Consider the following 17,399-nt stretch of genomic DNA (forward strand, 5'->3'; position numbering starts at 1 on the left):
GGTAATCTAATAAAAGTCAATTAGAAAAGAGTGGTCAACATGGAAGAGAACCAGCAGCCAGAAATAGATCTTGATAAAATGTATGACTATGCTGAATTTCCGGATAAGGTTAGTGGAAGATGCGACAACTGCAACTCATCTTACTTCAAAAGTTCGGTAAAAGATGGCGTTTTCTTGCGTGAATGCCGCGAACGTGGCATGAAGAAAAGCATTTAATTGGTATTGATCGAAAGGGTTGGGGAAATGAGAGATATTTGGGATGATGGATACAGTCAATCAAAAAAATTAACAGAAGAAATGGTCAACGATGCAGAAAAGAAGTTGGGTGTGAAGTTACCAAAATCCTATATTGAGTTATGTAAAATGCAGAATGGAGGCTCTTTAAAATATTGTGACTACCCTACCTCTGTTCCAACAAATTGGGCAAACGATCATGTAAATGTTCCCGAAATTTATGGAATAGGGAAAGAAGGCATTTTATCCAGTGATTACTATATAGAAGAATGGGACTTACCTAAAGATATTGTTCTACTATGTGGAGAAGGACATTGGTGGGTTGCATTGGATTATCGGAATACAAAAGATAATCCTCCTATAATTTATATGGATCTAGAATGGGGAGCAGACACATTTATTTTTGAATTAGCTCCTGATTTCGAAACCTTCGTAAACGGCTTATTTATTTATGAAGATGAAGAATGACTACTTTTATACAATACAAAGGAACTGACATTCAATTGTCAGTTCTTTTTTTTATTATTACGTTCAACTTTAGTCCTTGGGACATCTTTAGATCTCTCGTCCATTTCATGAAAAATATAAGCGACTAGGCCAATCCCTAACATATAAAAACCCATTACTTCTTACATAATCAGCTACCCCTTACCTACTTCGGTAAGGGGTCTTTGTTATTTTTTGATTGGACAGGCAAGCTTACTGCAGTAGCTACATAGTATCTAAAGAATCTTAACTTCATTATCTAATTAGTAGCTCGTTCAGTATCGCTACCGCGTTAACACAAGCTGTATACGCCTATTGAAGCCCTTCATGGATTCTGTAAGGGAGCTGAGCCGAAGAGGCGAAGGGGGCGACCGGATGTGTTGAAATGAAATAACTGAGACATGAAAAGCGAAAAAATAAAAAGAATGAAAGTAGGTACCAACATGAGAAAAACACAATGGTTTGATTTTCGAAACTTCATTCATAAACCTTCTTTAATCTCTTCAATAAAACCTCGTCCTTTTAAAGCTTATTCGTTTGTTCCTTTTAGTCCATTTGCTATGCTTGACCCCACTATTTTGACTCTAGGAGGCATTGTCTTAGGAATTGCTATAATCGAAAGAATATTAGAGCGATGGGGTGTCATTGATCTCGTTGATCAGTTCTCAAAAGTAATGCGCTTTATCTTGCCTGTCACCTTTTATGGGGCTCTATTTTACTTCTTTGCGACATTTATGTTTTAGGGAGGGTTCTAGATGTTTGAGAAACTAAAATTGCGTGGAAAGCTTATTAAAGCGTTTCGTACAGCAGAGATTTATCGGGTTATAAAGCGTGGGGATCGTACCTCCTATCAATTTCCGAAGATCCATCGGATCGATCATGAGCACACCTACACTCGGTATGCTTTTTCATTACTGAATGGCATTGATCCTGAACTTTTAAATAAAAAAAGATGGGCCTTACGACAAGTATTAGGCAGCAATATTGAAGTGAATGGCGGCTTAAAAAACTTTAGTATTACCGTTCATCACAAAGACTTACCTACCATGCTTAAATATGATTATGAAACAATCCATCCTCACATTGAGAAGATGGAGCTGCCTGTCTGTATTGGTCAAGAAATCTATGGAAACTTCATTTCGTGGGACTTTGCGGATCTGGAAACCTTGCTTATATCTGGTGAAATTGGAGCAGGAAAAAGCAGTCTCATGCGTGTGATCCTCACAACATGGGTGAAATATGCCTCTCCTGAAGACTTGCGCTTAGTGTTGGTGGATCTTAAACGAGCAGATTTGGGGCTGTTTCATGGGATTGAGCATGTGGATGCGCTTTGCTTTGAGGCAAAGGACATGAGAAAACCTTTTGCCTTATTACGAGCTGAAATGTATCGACGAGGCGATTTATTGTTAGAGCATGGGGTTACTCATATCAGCAGGCTACCTTTTAAGCTGCCTCGTATCGTTGTGGTAATTGATGAAATGTCCATCGTGAAGAGAGAAACAGATCTTGTAGAGATGATTCAACAGTTTGCGAGTCAAGGTCGTGCGTTAGGTGTTCATACGATTATTGCGATGCAGCGCCCGGATGCGGATTTATTAAACTCCGCATTAAAAGCAAACTTAAGAGTTCGGATCTCTGGAAGGCAAGCCGATGCTACGAATGCAAAGGTGGCAGGTGTACTTGGGGCAGAAGAAATCGATGCCGCAGCCAGGGGGCGCATGAAAATTAAAATTGATGAGGTCAAAGAGTTTCAAGCCTATTTCTTAGATGAAGAAGCTTGTAAGGAAATACTTTTGCCTTATAAAACGCTCGTGAAAGATCCTGAACCAGAACTAGAAGTGGTATCGCAGTCCATCTTTGGGTTATTAGAGAAGGAGGAGCAGCGATGAGTTTCCGGTTATCTCAGCGTGATAAAGACATCATAGCGTTTATTAATCAATTTAGAGCCGTGGATCGAGACTCTTTAGTTGACCTATTCTTTAAACAGCTTAAATCGCCTATAAATGCATGCAATAGTGTGATGGTACGTTTATATAGATTAGAACTAATTGAACGTACACAGCAGTATTCTCCGACGGTCTACTTACCTGTAGATGCGAAGATCAAAAAGAACTCTCAAAAAATACTACATTTCCTTTCTATTTTAGATATTTATAAGCAGATGTGTACGTATAGCAAACCTAAACAGGTCATTGTCGAAGATAAGCCCACCGGACAAAAAGGAGGGATTGAACCGGATCTGTTTTGTATTTTTAAAGGATCTCCTTTTTGGACTGAAATACAACGCAATCAGTATTCAGAACAGAAAATGCAAGCGAAGATCAATCTCTATGAGGAGTTTTTCTTTTCAGATGAGTGGAAAGCATTACATTGGCAACCAGAAGAACGGTCACCTATCTTCCCTTCTGTCATTTTGATTACACCTGTTCGGTATGCTGTTAATTCTGACCACATCCGCATTATACAAGTATCCAGTATTCATGAACTTATGGAGAAATACAAGAGTTCAGCAAACTCTCAAAAAGAAGCAAGAACAAAAACAGCTCATTCTTCTGGTGGGATTAGAATTAACTTAACATAAGCTATTCTAGGGTATGTAAAATTTCTAATTCAGTTATTATTAAAGATACGGTAAAATATTACAAAAGATAGGTTTTACGGAGGATACTTATTTTGTTAATCGTAATTAGAAATTCTTTAATAATAGCTGTTTGTCTTTATTTAGCAAGTGTTTTTCTCCCTGAAGTAATGAATGTAAATGAGACCGTTGCAAAATATTTATTTGTAATACTAGTTGGCATTTGGGGTATTAAATCAAAAAATAAATGGTGGATTAATCTTATTTCTTTTCTTTTGGCTCTTATTATTCTAATTTTTTCTTTGGATTTCTTACCCGAAAACATGCTGTAAAAGATAAAAGTAAAAAGCTATCTCGTAGAATGATGAAATAGCTTTTTATTAGGACTGCTAATTATAAAGTACCAAAATATAACCGCAAGTAGACAATAGCATATTTTTGCCACAATGGCTATTTTTAGAGGAATCGACATATGTATAAAAGACTGTATATCCGATTAAAGGTACCCACGAGAGAACCCTTTTCCTGTAAGGGTTCTTTTGCTTTCTTGCTTCCTTGAAGAGTGTTTATGTAAACTGGATTTGCATATGATATTCATTCTGAACTAAGCTATAATTCTAGATAGCAAGGGGTGATTATAAATGAAATTTAAATATTTCCGTAATTTAAACAAGAATGAGAGATACTCGACTACTAAAAGACAACTTAAATCAGTCTTTTCCAACATAGAAATGGATGTTTTATTTGGTTTGGTAAGAAAATTTGAATTTGATAGTAGGTGTCCTAATAAGCCAAATATCGTTGGTAATGTAGTGGCTTCAATATCTTATTCCAGGGATAGAACTGTTGATTTTTCGCTTTATCCTCTTTTAATTGCAGATTACTCAAACAGTGCTTCTGACGATTTTAATAACCAAATACTATTAACTATTAAACAATGGCTTGAAGATCAAATTAACAAACCAGATACTGCCCTCTTGGGTTATGAAGAACTTGTTATTGAGTGGAGTGGAAAAGAACATTTACTTCATAAAGTAAAGTTCTTATAAGATTATTTCTAAAAACAGCAACCTCAAGGAAAAAGCCCAATTTTGTTTTTACCTTACTACCTAGAATACGTTTTATGGTGCGACAAGAAGTCGCTTTCTTACAGTGTAGCTAACGCTACTCATCTAGACGCAGAGATGATCTCCATCCGAAACGGCCTTCTTGGTAACGAGTCTGTCGGTTGCATGAGGAAATGTGGAAACAGAGGACAAATGCATGGTCCAGAATACTGCTAGGAGAAGATAGGTATGGTAAACGCAAGTGAAGGTTTGTAAGCTTCGTCAGTGTTAGCTCAAGATAATGCATAAGTCTCGCTTGGGTCTTGGTAAGAGGAACAGTAGAATCATAAAGCTACTCTGATGCGTCCCGCATCTTGCCCGGAGTAAAGAACCTACCTACCCCCATCGAATCTGAAGAAAGTGGAACTTGGTAAACCCTATGTCATCTGCACAAGCAGTAGAATGACTGTAAAGTCAAACGATGTGGCAGAGGGTATGGGATATGAGAAAAAGCGAAAGCCGTTACCCTGAAAAGGGACAGGAAAGCAGTAACACTGTATAACTGGACGGATACTGTTGTCCCTATAGACAATAACAGGCTCGGAAGAGCGCCCACTTCTCATTGGTCTTCAACACGAAAATAAATTTGTGGCTATCTTCTAACGAAAAGGAGCGTGCTGTTATGAATACCTCGCTACGAGCGTCGGCGCACGTCTCGCATAAAGGTTGGTCCTCTATTGACTGGAATACTATACAAAGATATGTAACGAAGTTACGACAAAGAATTTATCGTGCCGAACAACAAAATAAACAAAGAAAAGTAAGGGAACTTCAACGTTTACTCCTCCGGAGTAAAGCAAATCTACTACTCTCTATTCGCAGAGTAACACAACAAAATAACGGGAGACGAACACCTGGTGTAGATGGCTATACGGCCTCAAAACCAAGCGAACGTATCAAGCTTTATCAACAATTAGTTAAATGCAATGTCTTTCGACATCGTCCAAAGCCAGCAAAACGAACGTTTATTCCGAAGAAAAACGGAAAGCTAAGGCCTTTGGGCATCCCCACAATGCGAGATCGAGTTTATCAAAGCGTAGTAAAGAACGCACTCGAACCGCAATGGGAGGCCAAATTCGAACCTACTTCCTACGGTTTTCGTCCTAAACGAAGCACGCATGATGCAATAAGTAATCTGTTTAAGAAGCTTAACACCAATAGTAAAAAAAAGTGGGTGTTCGAAGGAGATTTCTTAGGATGTTTCGACCATCTTAATCATAAGTGGATAGTGGAACAGACACCTATGTTTCCGGGAAACACTCTCATTAAAAGGTGGCTTAAAATGGGATACATAGAGCAGGATATGCTTCGTACGACAACAGAAGGAACCCCTCAAGGGGGGATCTTGTCTCCCCTTCTAGCTAATATCGCTTTATGCGGTATGGAAGAAGAGATTGGTATTGTTTATAAAAAGACATACAAACCAAACGGAGGATATAAAATTGATCCAAAATGTAAAATAGGACGTGTTCTCTACGCAGATGACTTCGTCATCGTAACGGAAACGAAGGAAAATGCGGAAAGCATGTATCGGAACCTCGCTCCTTACTTACAAAAACGAGGAATTACACTTAGTATGGATAAAACTAGGGTTACACATATTGAGGACGGGTTTGATTTTCTTGGCTTCTCGCTGCGTCAATATAATACGGGACAAGGAAAGAAGTTATTTATCAAACCTAGCAGAGACAGCATTAAAAAGGCTAAAAACAAGATAAAGGATACGTTCTCTATGATGAGAGGACGACCAGTAAAAGAAATAATACGTGTTTTAAACCCGATTATTCGTGGCTACGGACAGTATTGGAAACATGTCGTATCCAAAAAGACTTACAGCTACATGGACAATTATATTTTCCTAAAAGTGAGAAAGCATTTGAAACAATTGCATCCAAAGAAGTCGAGAAAATGGATTAGCCAGCGTTATTTTAAGAAGCCCCACCACGGTGGAAATAATAAATGGATTCTCACATGTCCAGTTACTAACATTCAATTGTTAAAGATGTCCTGGATTAAGATAGAACGGCATGTCATGGTAGCCTATAAAAACAGCCCAGATGATCCAAGTCTAAGAGAGTATTGGGAAAAAAGAGACCGTAAGGTCTTTAATAGCGAAAATACTTTAGATAGGATGAAACTCGCAAGAAAACAAGGATATCGTTGTGCGTTGTGCAAGCAGACTCTACAAAATGGAGAGAAAGTTACAGTGCGAAACCTAGAGGTTTCTACAGGTAATTTTGCTAAATTAGTACATGTACCCTGTATTAAATAAGTTGTTTGGATAAAAAGAAGGCTTGAGCCGTATGACGGGAAATCTGTCACGTGCGGTTCTTAGGGGGGCGGGCGCTCGTGAGAGTGCCTGCCTACCCGACGTAACTAGAAGTGAAAATATATGTTTATATAGCCAGTTTAGATTCTGTTTATTTTGGATAAGAATAGAGATGTCACCTTCCGAGGGTTGACTAGTGACAGGCAGGCACGGATCAATGACCTTCTATTTGTTGATATAGAGGGTCATTACTTTTAAAAGTAGATGTAATAAGTAAAGGCACAATAGTTGTGCCTTGTTATATGTCAAAAAAATCTTTTGATTGTTTACTACTATCTATGCTCTTTACAGTGTCCATCACTTTTCTTAAAATAGCTGCACTAGGTATGTAGTTTTTGTCGTTACAAATTGTCCATATTGTTCTTCTAGAAACACTACTTTTCATTGCAAAATCAGTTTGCTGTATACCGTTTTTATCTAACCATTTTCCGAATTTTGAGCGTTTGGGATTTTTCCACCAGAACATTATGAAAACCTCCTTGATGTTAACATCATTTCCAGTATGAAAAAATATATACATAGATTTGCTCAAATTTGCTCATGAAATACAAGCTATAGTGCATATACTTAATTAAGCAAATACAGCTACGGTATTTAAATGAATCTATCATAAATAAGAATACTGTCGAGATTTTTGTCATAATCATATAGCATGAATATAGTTAAGACCGCCTTATAAACTAATACATAATGGGCGGTCTTTGTTGTAGATATTCGTATTCAATTAGAAAAGATTCTAATTTCTAAAATAGAAGAAGAACCCTTGTTTACTTCATGGCTTGAAATCTTATATATAGCATCTTATTTTTTATTTCCATCCTGTGAACATCACTATAACAGGGTTTGAACGCTCATTCTCTCCACGAACGCTATATGTTATTTCAGTGTTCGATCCTTCTTCAACCTTTCTTATTACTAGGTTTTTAGCGTTCTTAGCACTGCATTTAAAGTAATGAAAGATTTTTATTTTAGATGCGTATCAATTTCTTATTTTCGATTAAAGAGGCGGCTCCAAAGGCTAGAGGGAGGTTCTTCTTTTGCCGCAGCAATTTCCAAGCGACGTTGTTCCATACTTTCGTTCATTTGATTTATTAATTTGTGATCTCGTTGTTCTATAAGGTTTTCCATTTTTTTATAGACTGCTTCTGCTGTTTGCGCTGAAACTTCAGCTGCAACTTTTGCTGAAGTTTCTTCGATAATCCCACGAGTATATTGTTCTAATTCTTCTCTAGTGAACGTAACTGTAACAGAATTCGAACGCTCTTTTTCCTCACGAACACTATGTGTTATTTCAGTGTTCAAGCCTTCTTCAACCCTTTTCATTACTAGCTTTGCAGTGTTCTCGACACTGTGTGTACGATCCACTAGTACTTTAAATTCTGCTATAACGTTAATATCACGTTCGTAATAGATTCGTTGACCGTTCGGGCCTTTATTATTACGTTCGAATTTATAACCGTTTTCTTCTAATTCAATTGCCCATTTACGTAACGTATTTGGGTTTAATTTCAATTTTTCGCATACCTGTTTAGCAAAATAGCCTAATTGTTCGCTCAACAGTCTCCACTTCCTTTCTATGTTATTTATTCGTTCTTTAAATAACATTATCCTGTTCGTATAACGTTCATAATATAGTATAAATACGTTATAATAATGACTTTAGTTCAATTGAAGTTGAACTAAAGGTCATAAATTTTTAAGTTTACTAAGTTAAAAACCAAACTAGTTGAACTCAAGATAAACTTATTATCTTCTCTTTTTAAAAGCGAATTGTTTAATTAATTCAATAAAATCCCTCTGTATAGAATAACATACAGAGGGATTTTAAGATTATTATATATTAGAAGTTTAATACTTTTTATTATAATGTCTGCTTGATCTTTTTCCATTCTTTAAACTCACATTTAGGAGACCAATTCCTTTTATTCAAAGCTTTCAATAGGTGGTATGAGTGATACTCCTTAGATTGTGAAATACGAAACTCTATAAATTTAACTCTCCACTTTCTTGGTATGTTTAAGCAAAAAAAGTACCTATCCATAATTTTTTCTAATAATACTTTTTCTTCTGTAAGCATTCTAAAATACTCTTTAATACTTGATTTGTTATTATAATTAATACGGTATTTACTGTCTAAGTGGGGGGATTTATAAGTAGATATGCGAAAATCTTTGTATGCAATTTGATCACGTTCTACTTTATTATCACCGTATTTGAGTTCTAAGTTGCAAGTGTTTAAAAGTTTTAAGAAATTTTCATCTGAATTTTTTATTTTTTGATGATACTCTTCATAGTTTTTCTTATAATTTTCATGTTTTACAAAGTTATAATGATGTGTAACAACTCTAGCATTAATATACTTTGCATCAACTAGCTTTGCCCATAATGTTCGATGATTTCCATTACCGACATAGTATTCATCGTATTCGTCATAATAATTAAATTGAACCTTATCATGTGTGTTTAAAAATTCTTCGCTCTCAAACCATTTTCTAAAGGAATCTAAGGATGTATTATCTAATTTCTTTTGGAAGGAATCTAATCTCCGTTTACAAAGGTTTCCTACTTTCCCATCGGCATGATCCAACCAGGAGTAGTTTGATGTACCTCTAAGACCATTTAACCCCTTTATTTTACTTACTGGTACGAGTTTAACTTCTTCGACTTTTCCTAATTCAAAAAATTCAGCGAGTTCACCAAGGGACTTTAATTTATTCTGTTTCAAAAAAGATATATGTTCCTTTGAGACACCAACAGATAGCAGCTTTTCCTCAAAAATGTTACACCCACTCCTTATTTTGATGACTTCTTCATTTTTGATAGTCATAGATAACTGGAACTTCGTCTATTTTCATGGTTTTGGCCACAATATAACGACGATAGCCATCTTTTAAGACCTTCGTTTCTTTCTCAATCGTTAACGGCTTGTCAAGGTGTCCTGTACGCTTCACGAATTCAATGACTTCTTCTGTTTTCACAGGGTTTGGACGTGTCTTTAAAAAGGCTTCAGGAACGATAATGTCATCAAAACTCACGACATCCTTTGTCCCTTTTGGCTGAATAGGTTGCTGCTTCGTTGGTTGTGCAGTCTTTTTCTCTTGAACAGGTGTTTCGTTCACTTCTAGCTGTACAGTTTTCGCCTCTTTTGCTACAGGCTCTTGTTTTTCTTCCTGCTTAGTAGCTGCAACCTCTTGTTGAGCCTTAGAAACCTCTTGTTGGGCTTCTTTCTTATTTTTTGACTCATTGGCTTCTTTATCGTTTTTATTCGGGAGAACGGTAATCTGAAAGCAGATGATACCAATTTCCCCAGGGCACTCATCAATGGGAATATCTAACGTTGGTTCCCCTTGAATTAAAATTTTTTCATGCATAATACTCTTTTTTGTTAGTCCGGTTTTATTAAAGGCTTTCTTCGCAACAAACACCGTATACGAAATAAAGGTGCTCTTTTTCAGCCCTTTAGGCGCAGAAGGTGAACCTTTTTCACGCATATCAAAGGCAACGTAGCGATCGTATTCTCGTAATGGTCCTGTCGCAGATCCTGTTAGGGTCATTTTATGTGGCATAGTGAACTCCTCCTACATAGATTTATATATTAATTATTTAGAACATGTTTCTAAATAATAATACTCTTAGTAAACATCAGCTTCCAAGGGATTTCTTCACTTTTTGATTACGAAACGGTGTCCTGTAATTGGGCATGTTCGTGTAATAAAGCCTGTTCTTCCGGTGTTAAAGCTTGTCCTAGATCCTGCTTCAGCTGCGCCATTTCTAACGAACTGTACGTAGAGCTGTGCTCTTTGAGTAAGTTTTCTTCTTCTGGCGTTAGTTCTTGCCCTAAATCTTGCTTTAATTGAATCATTTCAAGCTGTTGATCTAAAGAAATAGCTGTTTCTTGTGTAGACTCTTTTTGCTCCTGTTCGGCTTGTAACCAAGCAGGAACGATTTCCTTACGGATGATATGTTTAGGCGTAAATAGAGCTGTTTCAGTTTCCGTATGTATGTCTGACTCAGATGATGGCTCTTCTATATTCCCTTTAAGTAGATTCGTAAATTGATTGTAAGCAATTTGATAAACAAGACGACACATTTCATCCAGTGATAGGGGAGTACCCTTATGATTCGCCTCATGGACATATTTATCTAAGCCAACAATGGCTGTATAAGCAACTTCATGTACTTGCCCTTTGATAATCTCAATCTCTGTATCTCGTTTTACAGCTTTTGCAGCATTTCGAATACGCGCATAAAAATCTTTTAGTTGATGACCATACTTGCTTGCATACACATTATTTACTTTTTTAGGCACACCTTTGATATACGCAAATGCCTGTGAAGCAGATATTAAATGATTATTTAAATGATTTTTAGGTAAATCAAGGTTAATAAAGGGGGACGATGCTTTTTCGTCCTCAAAGCTTGGTGTATCAACGTTTTCAGCACGTTCTGGACTTGTCACAGGAGTTGTCACAGGAGTTGTCATTTCTTCTTGTTGAAGCGTTTGAATACCTGTTGTATCGTGTGCAAAAAAGATTTCCTCACAAATTTGATCAAAGTTCGTATGGCTTTTAAGGATAAACACATAGCTATCAGGATGAGCACCTGTTGTATCTTCTTTAATATAACGGGCCACGATCATAAACGGTGTTGCCTTTAACGATTTCACAAAGCGAGAAACGGTACTTTGGGATACATCAAACTTTTCCATAAGTGTTTTGGAGTGAATCGCTTGAATGCCTGTAGCAACAAGGTTATAAATCACGTAATCTAACATTTCCATACGTTTTTTAGGGAATACTTTATGTAGGGCTTCTTGTTGTTGTTTAAAATAAGTACGAAGGGTTTCTAAAAACGCTTCTTTCTTTTTACGAAGGGTCGGTTTTTCTTTCCATAACCATTTGAATCGTCCGTTGAAGGTGTTTACATCGGGTAAATAGCAAGTCAATATCTTTGTCATTTGTTCATCTTCTCCTTTAAGGAACATAAAAAAGACATTATCTCCCTTATAAAAGGAAAACAATGCCTTGATTAAGATAAACTAAGCCCTTGAAATAGATGTCAATTTCGTATAAAATAAAACCATAAGTTTTATTTTGTACAAAACTAACTCTATTAACAAGAGACTTCGACAAGTGTTTTCCCTACCGTATTTAGGGGGAACGGTTTAAGAGTGTTGACGCACTACTTAAACAGTTGAAGTCTTTTTTCTATCCGCACGTTTTTGTTAGTTTTATTATAGCGTTAACTAGTCTCATAATTCAATAAAAATTAGCAAAATATATCAAAACGAGTATATTTATTAAATGTCACCTCTAGCTTGGTGAAGAAATCACCTTTTCAAGGTGTATTTTTTTGCACTGAGGGTGGTAATACATATTATTAGCATAGCGCTAAACAGGTTCGTTGGGTAGTGTGAACTTTTATAGTCTCTTCTTTGTAAAAGTACTAAGTTTTATAGTCTATTTTTTAATAAAGACTACAAAACTTAGTGCAGATAAAGGCGGGGATACAGTAATAGGAGATATTAAGAATTGTGAAGTAGTCACTTTGTTTGAAAACACTATATATTTTTAGAATTATTAGCAGGAGTATTTCCCAACTTTCCCTCCATATTTAGTAATTGCTAATTACATTATTTAAAATCTTGAAGTAGAGTCAATAGTCCTTATTTGTATGTGATGGGAAATAATCAAAGAAATATTTTACATATATAGTTAAAAAAAGTAGATTATATAGTGCTAAGGAATGTTTGTTTATAAAGGGTTTAATTACAAAATAAGGAAAATGTGCTATTTTAAAGAAGTTTATAGTTTGTTACGATTAGATAACATGAATAAATGTTCGCCTTTTATTCTGATTGTTTAATGAAAATGGATGTGGAAACGTGATAAAGACAGTGATTTGCGATTTTGATGGAACGATAGTTAATTCAGCCCAGTTAGTATACGACCTTTTTAACAGCTTTTCAGACAAGTATAGTTATGAAAAAATGCCTCAAGAGAAAATGGATTACATTAGATCAATAACTTTTCGCCAACGTTTTAAAGAGTATAATGTATCTTTCTTTAAAATTCCTAGCTTAGTTATGGATGTTGTTAAAGAATATAAGAAATCAGTTCCATATTTACAAGTTAATAGTGAAATGAAAGAAGTTTTAAGAGAATTAAAAAATCGAGAATTTAAGCTTGTACTAATTTCAGCTAATTCAAAAGAAAATATTGAGAAGTTTATGAAATTAAATGATATGGAGTATTTCGACGAAATTATTAGATCTAAAAGGTTTTTTGGAAGAAATTTAACAATTAATAGCTATATTAAATCTCATAACTTAAGAAGGGATGAGACTATTCTTATAGGTGATGAGCATAGGGATATTATTGCTTCAAAAAAAAGTAACATAAAAATTGTATCCGTTACATGGGGATATGACTTAGAAGAACTTCTTATAACAGGTAGACCAGACTACTTAGTGAAATGTCCTAATCAAATTTTGAATGTAATAGATGGGGTAACTTAATGGTTGCTCTATTTGTTATCAGTGGACTATTTGCTTTAATATGTTATTGTTATGATCCTAAATATCCTCCGTTAAGGTGGATGACACTGCTATTGGCATGTGCATCATCTGCAGGCCTTTCTAGGGCTATCATAGAGTCATTTATCCCTATTTTGAATACGCATCATATGAACTTTAATTGGCTTAACACTTTCCTTTATTATGCAAGAATTATTACAGGTTTTTTCTCTATTTACTTTTGCCCTTGGGGCGTTCTTATGCATGCAATAGTCTATTCAGAGCGATTCTCTAATAAAACTATTAACAACTTAAAGTATATTTTGTTTACTCCTATTATCGTCATGATATTTACAACCACTTATGTACCTGACATCGTCCCTGATTTTAAAGGACTGTTTTATTGGGGAGTTCCTTATATTATAACTGGTTACATAATACACCTTTATTCCTATTTTACGGAATCAGATCCATACAAGAAAAAAACACGTTTTATAACTTTTACCATTATGCATCCAATTATGTTGTCAGCCCTTATATTAAATTATATTGTACGTGTATTTGATAACCATCACGAATACTGGAGGTACGTAATTGTATTTATGCTCATCTCTTTCAGCTATTTTATATGGAGAGCCTTTAAGCAAGATGGTGTTGGATCAATGAACGGCATAAAGATTAAATATGAAAAGCAGACACAAATTAAAGCAAATAAAGCTATTCTAACAGGTGTTAGCCTTATGAATCACGCTATTAAAAACCAAATATTTAGAATTGTGACAGGCATGAAATTGATTAAAGAAAATACATCGGAGTTAAATCATTTGTCAGCTGAAGGGATTAACATGGTCGATAGTGGATCTGATCATTTACTGAAAATGGTTGAAAAGATAAACAGTAAGACACAAGACATTACAATTGTAAAAAGGCGTAATAATCTTACTGAAGTAGTAGATGGCATTATAAGTGAATTAGAAGTGGAGTTTGTTGAAAATCATATAGTCATAACTAAAGAATACTTAGACGAAGATGTATATGCTTTTTTTGATAAAACCCCAACTAAAGAGGTATTTTTGAATATGTTTAAGAATGCCATTGAAGCAATAGAAAAAGAAGGCATTATAAACGTTAGAATAAATAAAAAAGGAAAAAAAGCTGTAGTTATCATATCTGATAATGGAATTGGAATAACAAAAGAAAATTTGGAATACGTTAAGAGTCCATTCTTTACCACGAAAAAATTAAAAGACGGAAATACTGGATGGGGACTTTATTATTGTTATGATGTGATGGTAAAAAGTGATGGGAATCTAGAGATTTCTAGTCAAGTTAATGTAGGTACAGATATCAAACTGACTTTCTCAACTAAGAGATAGAGGATGAGTGATTTGAGTAAGCCAATAAAAGTAGTGTTAATTGAAGATGATCTAGAATGGTTGCACAGCATTCAGACTATTATTAAAGCTGAAAAGGATATCGAGTTAGTAGGTTATGGCTCGACGGAAGAAGATACCTTAAGGTTAGCTAGGGATATTGATAAAGTAGATATTTTTCTTGTAGATATTAACTTAACAGGTGCTAAGCTGGATGGAATTCATGCTGCGTATGAATTAAAAAAAATGCAATCTATAGATAATAGCAAGTGGAAAGTTATCATGTTAACTTGTTTAAGCGAAAAGGATGTCATAATTAAGGCTTTTGCAGCAGGAGCTGTAAATTATATTTTAAAAAAAGATATGCATAACATAGCTAATATTATAAGGTCCACTTATGTTGGGAACTTCACAGCCATTGAAGCTATGTTAGAAGATTATCGCGATTTAAAATATGAGCAACAATTGACCAATTTAACTCAGAGCGAACGGGTTGTATTTAATATGTTGGAGAAAGGATACTCTCGACAGAGTATGCAGGAAGAATTATCAAAGTCTAAAAATACTATAAAAAATCAAATTCAAAGCATTTTCAAGAAATTGTCAGTTAGGAATATAAAAGATGCTATTGAAAAGGCCAAATCGGGTGGATTAGAAAAATGACCATATGTATGGTCATTTTTTTATTTAAGTACTAAAATTTATAGTTTTTAAGCAAAAAAAGACTATAAATTTTAGTGTTTTTTTTAAAAAGTACTATAAAAAAACGCACTACCCAGTTTATAAAAGAAACTGTACTATAAATATAAATTGTTGACTGAATAACAAAAGAAGCAAGAATAGATAGGTACTTAAGAAACTATAAAAGAGGGTAGTTCTTGCCATTAAAATAGTTTCAAAGGAAGGATGACTGCCATGTACAATCAAAGGCAAGTGGAAAATCAGAGACACTCCTTTGTTGTTGGTGTGGAATATAGATACGAGGACCTTTTTGTTAAAATAGAGTTAGGAGAATTCTGTACGACACCTCTTCATGCTCAACGGATTGCTAACAGTGTGAATAGTATAATTCTCCTGAAAAATCATATGGTCATTATTTTTAAAAATGCAAAATCTATTACAATTAGTGATAATTTCCTCAAACACGAATATCAGTTTAGAATATGCATAAAACCTACAATGTGGCCTCTTAAGTTATCAACATTTACTCGAGATCAATCTCATATCGTGAACAAAGAGAACATGAAAGAGGTAAATTGGAACTTGCAAACAGCTTTTCAATACCTTCAAGACCGATACGATGCACAAGATCGAACGCACTTTTCTTTCTGTCAAAGTTCTCTTTATGCTATTCCTTTACCTATACAAAAACAGAAAGAGATACAGCATTAAACCTCATAAATTAATGAAATACATGGTTGCTGAAAAACAAGTACTTATTTCTTTAAGTGCTTGTTTTTTTCATTTTTTTAGTGTTGAATTTTTATTTAGTATATTGAGGCAGCTTATTCACACGACATTCCGTGAAGTATTTGATTCAAAATTGTTTTATTTATTCCTTTCATTTAGTTGGCAGATGAACACCCACCAGTATGCAACGTATTATTATATGATGGTATCCATTATCTTCTTATTCATGAACAAATTAATCTATAGAGAGAAGGAGATGTTCAACGTCTAGAATCTGACTAGTCAATCTTCATGATATCTAACTAAGGAAGAAGACAGTGGATTATTCTCTATTACTGTTTATTCCAATTAAACAAGGTCTAAACAAAAATAAGTGAAAAGTTTTAACATAGGAAAGAACATTCTTTTAGAACAAATGAACTGTAGAAAAAGAGGATACATAGTTGATTGAATTTCTATTGCTTTATTTAAAATGAAATTAGGAAATGTAAGTTAAGGTAGATTCACGAACTTCATATGTTTTGTATAAGACTGTTAAAGGGGGTATGAATAGTTTCTATACCATAATCTGTTGAAGGGATTCAATGACCTTTAAACGCTCTTACATCCAATTACCTGATTTAAAACTAATAAGTTATATATTAAAGTTATTTTAATCAAGAAGGTTCTTTTTCAAGTAGCCTTTTGCCAAAAACCTTTCAGTACAAACCTTTTTTATTCGACTTCATTCTAAAAAAGAAGAGTTTATAAAAGCAGGGCTTAGCCTGCTTTTATAAACTCTTCGATTAATCTTCAAATAAATGGTCCATTTCTTCTGCTGCTTCCCGTTTTCTTTTTTCCCTGAACTGCATTTTTTCTTCTTGAATCTTGTTTAACGCAACTCTTTTGGCCTTCTTAGTAGCTTCTGTTTCACCAAACTGTGTGGACTTAAACTTTTGAATATTTAAATGGTCGTATAAATTATTAACGAGTTCCATTAGTACTCGAGTGTCTATTTGTGTGTTCTTTGTCGTTTCTTTTATCTCACTTAACTCATCGTCTAAGTACTGGTAAAATCCACTCGCTCTTTTTAGATAAGCCTGACCTATTGTGTCAATTGTAGCAGTATCTAAAAATGTTTCATCAGGCTCATTATTTTTTAATCGTTCATACTTTCGAATGATATCTGCAATGGCATCCCCTGGAAAACGATAGCCTCTTTCTTTCATATGTTTATGAAGATATTCATCAGCCTCTTCACTTAAAGAAATCATTCTTCGGTGTTTGCTTGCTGTCATTCTTCTTCATCCTCCCCAAAGAGTTTATTGAATGTGCGATCCATATTTGCCATCGCATCTGAGCATCTTTGCATTGTATCTATCGTTCGATC

The 17,399-nt window shown here is 34.8% G+C and carries 18 protein-coding genes; 12 read left to right on the plus strand and 6 right to left on the minus strand.

The window, feature by feature from the left end:
* The first annotated feature begins 39 nt into the window (after window positions 1-39).
* From SB717_RS27620 to ltrA, 8 genes are all read left to right on the plus strand, one after another.
* Complete coding sequence (locus tag SB717_RS27620) at window positions 40-216, plus strand: DUF8096 family protein (protein ID WP_410905763.1); 177 nt, start codon at window positions 40-42, stop codon at window positions 214-216.
* A 27-nt stretch (window positions 217-243) separates the two neighbouring features.
* Window positions 244-702 (plus strand): SMI1/KNR4 family protein, encoded by a 459-nt coding sequence (locus tag SB717_RS27625; protein ID WP_410905765.1) that lies wholly within the window; start codon window positions 244-246, stop codon window positions 700-702.
* Window positions 703-1,163: 461 nt separating this feature from the next.
* Window positions 1,164-1,463, plus strand: coding sequence for a hypothetical protein (locus tag SB717_RS27630; RefSeq protein WP_410905767.1), 300 nt, complete (start codon window positions 1,164-1,166; stop codon window positions 1,461-1,463).
* 12 nt (window positions 1,464-1,475) lie between these two features.
* On the plus strand, window positions 1,476-2,609 hold the full coding sequence (locus SB717_RS27635; RefSeq protein WP_410905769.1) for an FtsK/SpoIIIE domain-containing protein: 1,134 nt from the start codon (window positions 1,476-1,478) through the stop codon (window positions 2,607-2,609).
* Window positions 2,606-3,301, plus strand: a complete 696-nt coding sequence (locus SB717_RS27640; protein WP_410905771.1) for a hypothetical protein — start codon at window positions 2,606-2,608, stop codon at window positions 3,299-3,301. Before SB717_RS27635 ends, SB717_RS27640 begins: the two co-directional genes overlap by 4 nt.
* 92 nt (window positions 3,302-3,393) lie before the next feature.
* Complete coding sequence (locus SB717_RS27645) at window positions 3,394-3,630, plus strand: hypothetical protein (protein ID WP_410905773.1); 237 nt, start codon at window positions 3,394-3,396, stop codon at window positions 3,628-3,630.
* Between the two features lie 309 nt (window positions 3,631-3,939).
* Window positions 3,940-4,347: a hypothetical protein gene (locus SB717_RS27650; RefSeq protein WP_410905775.1), complete on the plus strand. Its 408-nt coding sequence runs from the start codon at window positions 3,940-3,942 to the stop codon at window positions 4,345-4,347.
* 679 nt (window positions 4,348-5,026) lie between these two features.
* Window positions 5,027-6,676 (plus strand): group II intron reverse transcriptase/maturase, encoded by a 1,650-nt coding sequence (ltrA, locus tag SB717_RS27655; RefSeq protein ID WP_410905777.1) that lies wholly within the window; start codon window positions 5,027-5,029, stop codon window positions 6,674-6,676.
* Window positions 6,677-6,971: 295 nt separating this feature from the next.
* On the opposite strand, the gene SB717_RS27660 is transcribed toward ltrA, so the two are convergent.
* The 5 genes from SB717_RS27660 to SB717_RS27680 all read right to left on the minus strand — a co-directional run bounded on the left by SB717_RS27660 (window position 6,972) and on the right by SB717_RS27680 (window position 11,690).
* Entirely contained in the window at window positions 6,972-7,199 is a 228-nt protein-coding gene (locus SB717_RS27660; RefSeq protein WP_029325668.1) for a helix-turn-helix domain-containing protein, read from the minus strand.
* Window positions 7,200-7,720: 521 nt separating this feature from the next.
* The gene (locus tag SB717_RS27665; RefSeq protein WP_410905779.1) at window positions 7,721-8,290 is read right to left on the minus strand and encodes a MerR family transcriptional regulator; all 570 of its coding nucleotides are present in this window, start codon (window positions 8,288-8,290) and stop codon (window positions 7,721-7,723) included.
* 304 nt (window positions 8,291-8,594) lie between these two features.
* Complete coding sequence (locus tag SB717_RS27670) at window positions 8,595-9,560, minus strand: hypothetical protein (RefSeq protein WP_410905781.1); 966 nt, start codon at window positions 9,558-9,560, stop codon at window positions 8,595-8,597.
* A complete protein-coding gene (locus tag SB717_RS27675) occupies window positions 9,544-10,299 on the minus strand; it encodes a ParB N-terminal domain-containing protein (RefSeq protein WP_410905783.1) in 756 nt (251 codons plus the stop codon). Before SB717_RS27675 ends, SB717_RS27670 begins: the two co-directional genes overlap by 17 nt.
* Before the next feature lie 107 nt (window positions 10,300-10,406).
* Window positions 10,407-11,690 carry a replication protein gene (locus SB717_RS27680; RefSeq protein ID WP_410905785.1) on the minus strand — a complete coding sequence of 428 codons (1,284 nt, stop codon included), beginning with the start codon at window positions 11,688-11,690 and terminating at the stop codon, window positions 10,407-10,409.
* Between the two features lie 927 nt (window positions 11,691-12,617).
* Here SB717_RS27680 and SB717_RS27685 point away from each other — a divergent pair.
* The 4 genes from SB717_RS27685 to SB717_RS27700 all read left to right on the plus strand — a co-directional run bounded on the left by SB717_RS27685 (window position 12,618) and on the right by SB717_RS27700 (window position 16,012).
* Complete coding sequence (locus SB717_RS27685) at window positions 12,618-13,250, plus strand: HAD hydrolase-like protein (protein WP_410905787.1); 633 nt, start codon at window positions 12,618-12,620, stop codon at window positions 13,248-13,250.
* Between the two features lie 80 nt (window positions 13,251-13,330).
* On the plus strand, window positions 13,331-14,623 hold the full coding sequence (locus SB717_RS27690; RefSeq protein WP_410905788.1) for a sensor histidine kinase: 1,293 nt from the start codon (window positions 13,331-13,333) through the stop codon (window positions 14,621-14,623).
* A gap of 3 nt (window positions 14,624-14,626) precedes the next feature.
* Complete coding sequence (locus SB717_RS27695; RefSeq protein WP_171776407.1) at window positions 14,627-15,283, plus strand: DNA-binding response regulator; 657 nt, start codon at window positions 14,627-14,629, stop codon at window positions 15,281-15,283.
* Window positions 15,284-15,535: 252 nt separating this feature from the next.
* Entirely contained in the window at window positions 15,536-16,012 is a 477-nt protein-coding gene (locus SB717_RS27700) for a hypothetical protein (protein WP_410905790.1), read from the plus strand.
* A gap of 803 nt (window positions 16,013-16,815) precedes the next feature.
* Here SB717_RS27700 and SB717_RS27705 read toward each other — a convergent pair.
* Complete coding sequence (locus SB717_RS27705) at window positions 16,816-17,307, minus strand: hypothetical protein (protein WP_410905792.1); 492 nt, start codon at window positions 17,305-17,307, stop codon at window positions 16,816-16,818.
* Between the last annotated feature and the right edge of the window lie 92 nt (window positions 17,308-17,399).

This window comes from Priestia sp. SIMBA_032 (assembly GCF_046535215.1).
In the GTDB taxonomy this organism is placed as follows: Bacteria; Bacillota; Bacilli; order Bacillales; family Bacillaceae_H; genus Priestia; species Priestia aryabhattai.

Bases quoted from the DNA above. Each gene is read 5' to 3' on its own strand.
- SB717_RS27620 (WP_410905763.1), top strand. From the start codon at position 40: ATGGAAGAGAACCAGCAGCCAGAAATAGATCTTGATAAAATGTATGAC.
- SB717_RS27625 (WP_410905765.1), top strand. From the start codon at position 244: ATGAGAGATATTTGGGATGATGGATACAGTCAATCAAAAAAATTAACA.
- SB717_RS27630 (WP_410905767.1), top strand. From the start codon at position 1,164: ATGAGAAAAACACAATGGTTTGATTTTCGAAACTTCATTCATAAACCT.
- SB717_RS27635 (WP_410905769.1), top strand. From the start codon at position 1,476: ATGTTTGAGAAACTAAAATTGCGTGGAAAGCTTATTAAAGCGTTTCGT.
- SB717_RS27640 (WP_410905771.1), top strand. From the start codon at position 2,606: ATGAGTTTCCGGTTATCTCAGCGTGATAAAGACATCATAGCGTTTATT.
- SB717_RS27650 (WP_410905775.1), top strand. From the start codon at position 3,940: ATGAAATTTAAATATTTCCGTAATTTAAACAAGAATGAGAGATACTCG.
- ltrA (WP_410905777.1), top strand. From the start codon at position 5,027: ATGAATACCTCGCTACGAGCGTCGGCGCACGTCTCGCATAAAGGTTGG.
- SB717_RS27660 (WP_029325668.1), bottom strand. From the start codon at position 7,199: ATGTTCTGGTGGAAAAATCCCAAACGCTCAAAATTCGGAAAATGGTTA.
- SB717_RS27670 (WP_410905781.1), bottom strand. From the start codon at position 9,560: ATGACTATCAAAAATGAAGAAGTCATCAAAATAAGGAGTGGGTGTAAC.
- SB717_RS27675 (WP_410905783.1), bottom strand. From the start codon at position 10,299: ATGCCACATAAAATGACCCTAACAGGATCTGCGACAGGACCATTACGA.
- SB717_RS27680 (WP_410905785.1), bottom strand. From the start codon at position 11,690: ATGACAAAGATATTGACTTGCTATTTACCCGATGTAAACACCTTCAAC.
- SB717_RS27690 (WP_410905788.1), top strand. From the start codon at position 13,331: ATGACACTGCTATTGGCATGTGCATCATCTGCAGGCCTTTCTAGGGCT.
- SB717_RS27695 (WP_171776407.1), top strand. From the start codon at position 14,627: ATGAGTGATTTGAGTAAGCCAATAAAAGTAGTGTTAATTGAAGATGAT.
- SB717_RS27700 (WP_410905790.1), top strand. From the start codon at position 15,536: ATGTACAATCAAAGGCAAGTGGAAAATCAGAGACACTCCTTTGTTGTT.
- SB717_RS27705 (WP_410905792.1), bottom strand. From the start codon at position 17,307: ATGACAGCAAGCAAACACCGAAGAATGATTTCTTTAAGTGAAGAGGCT.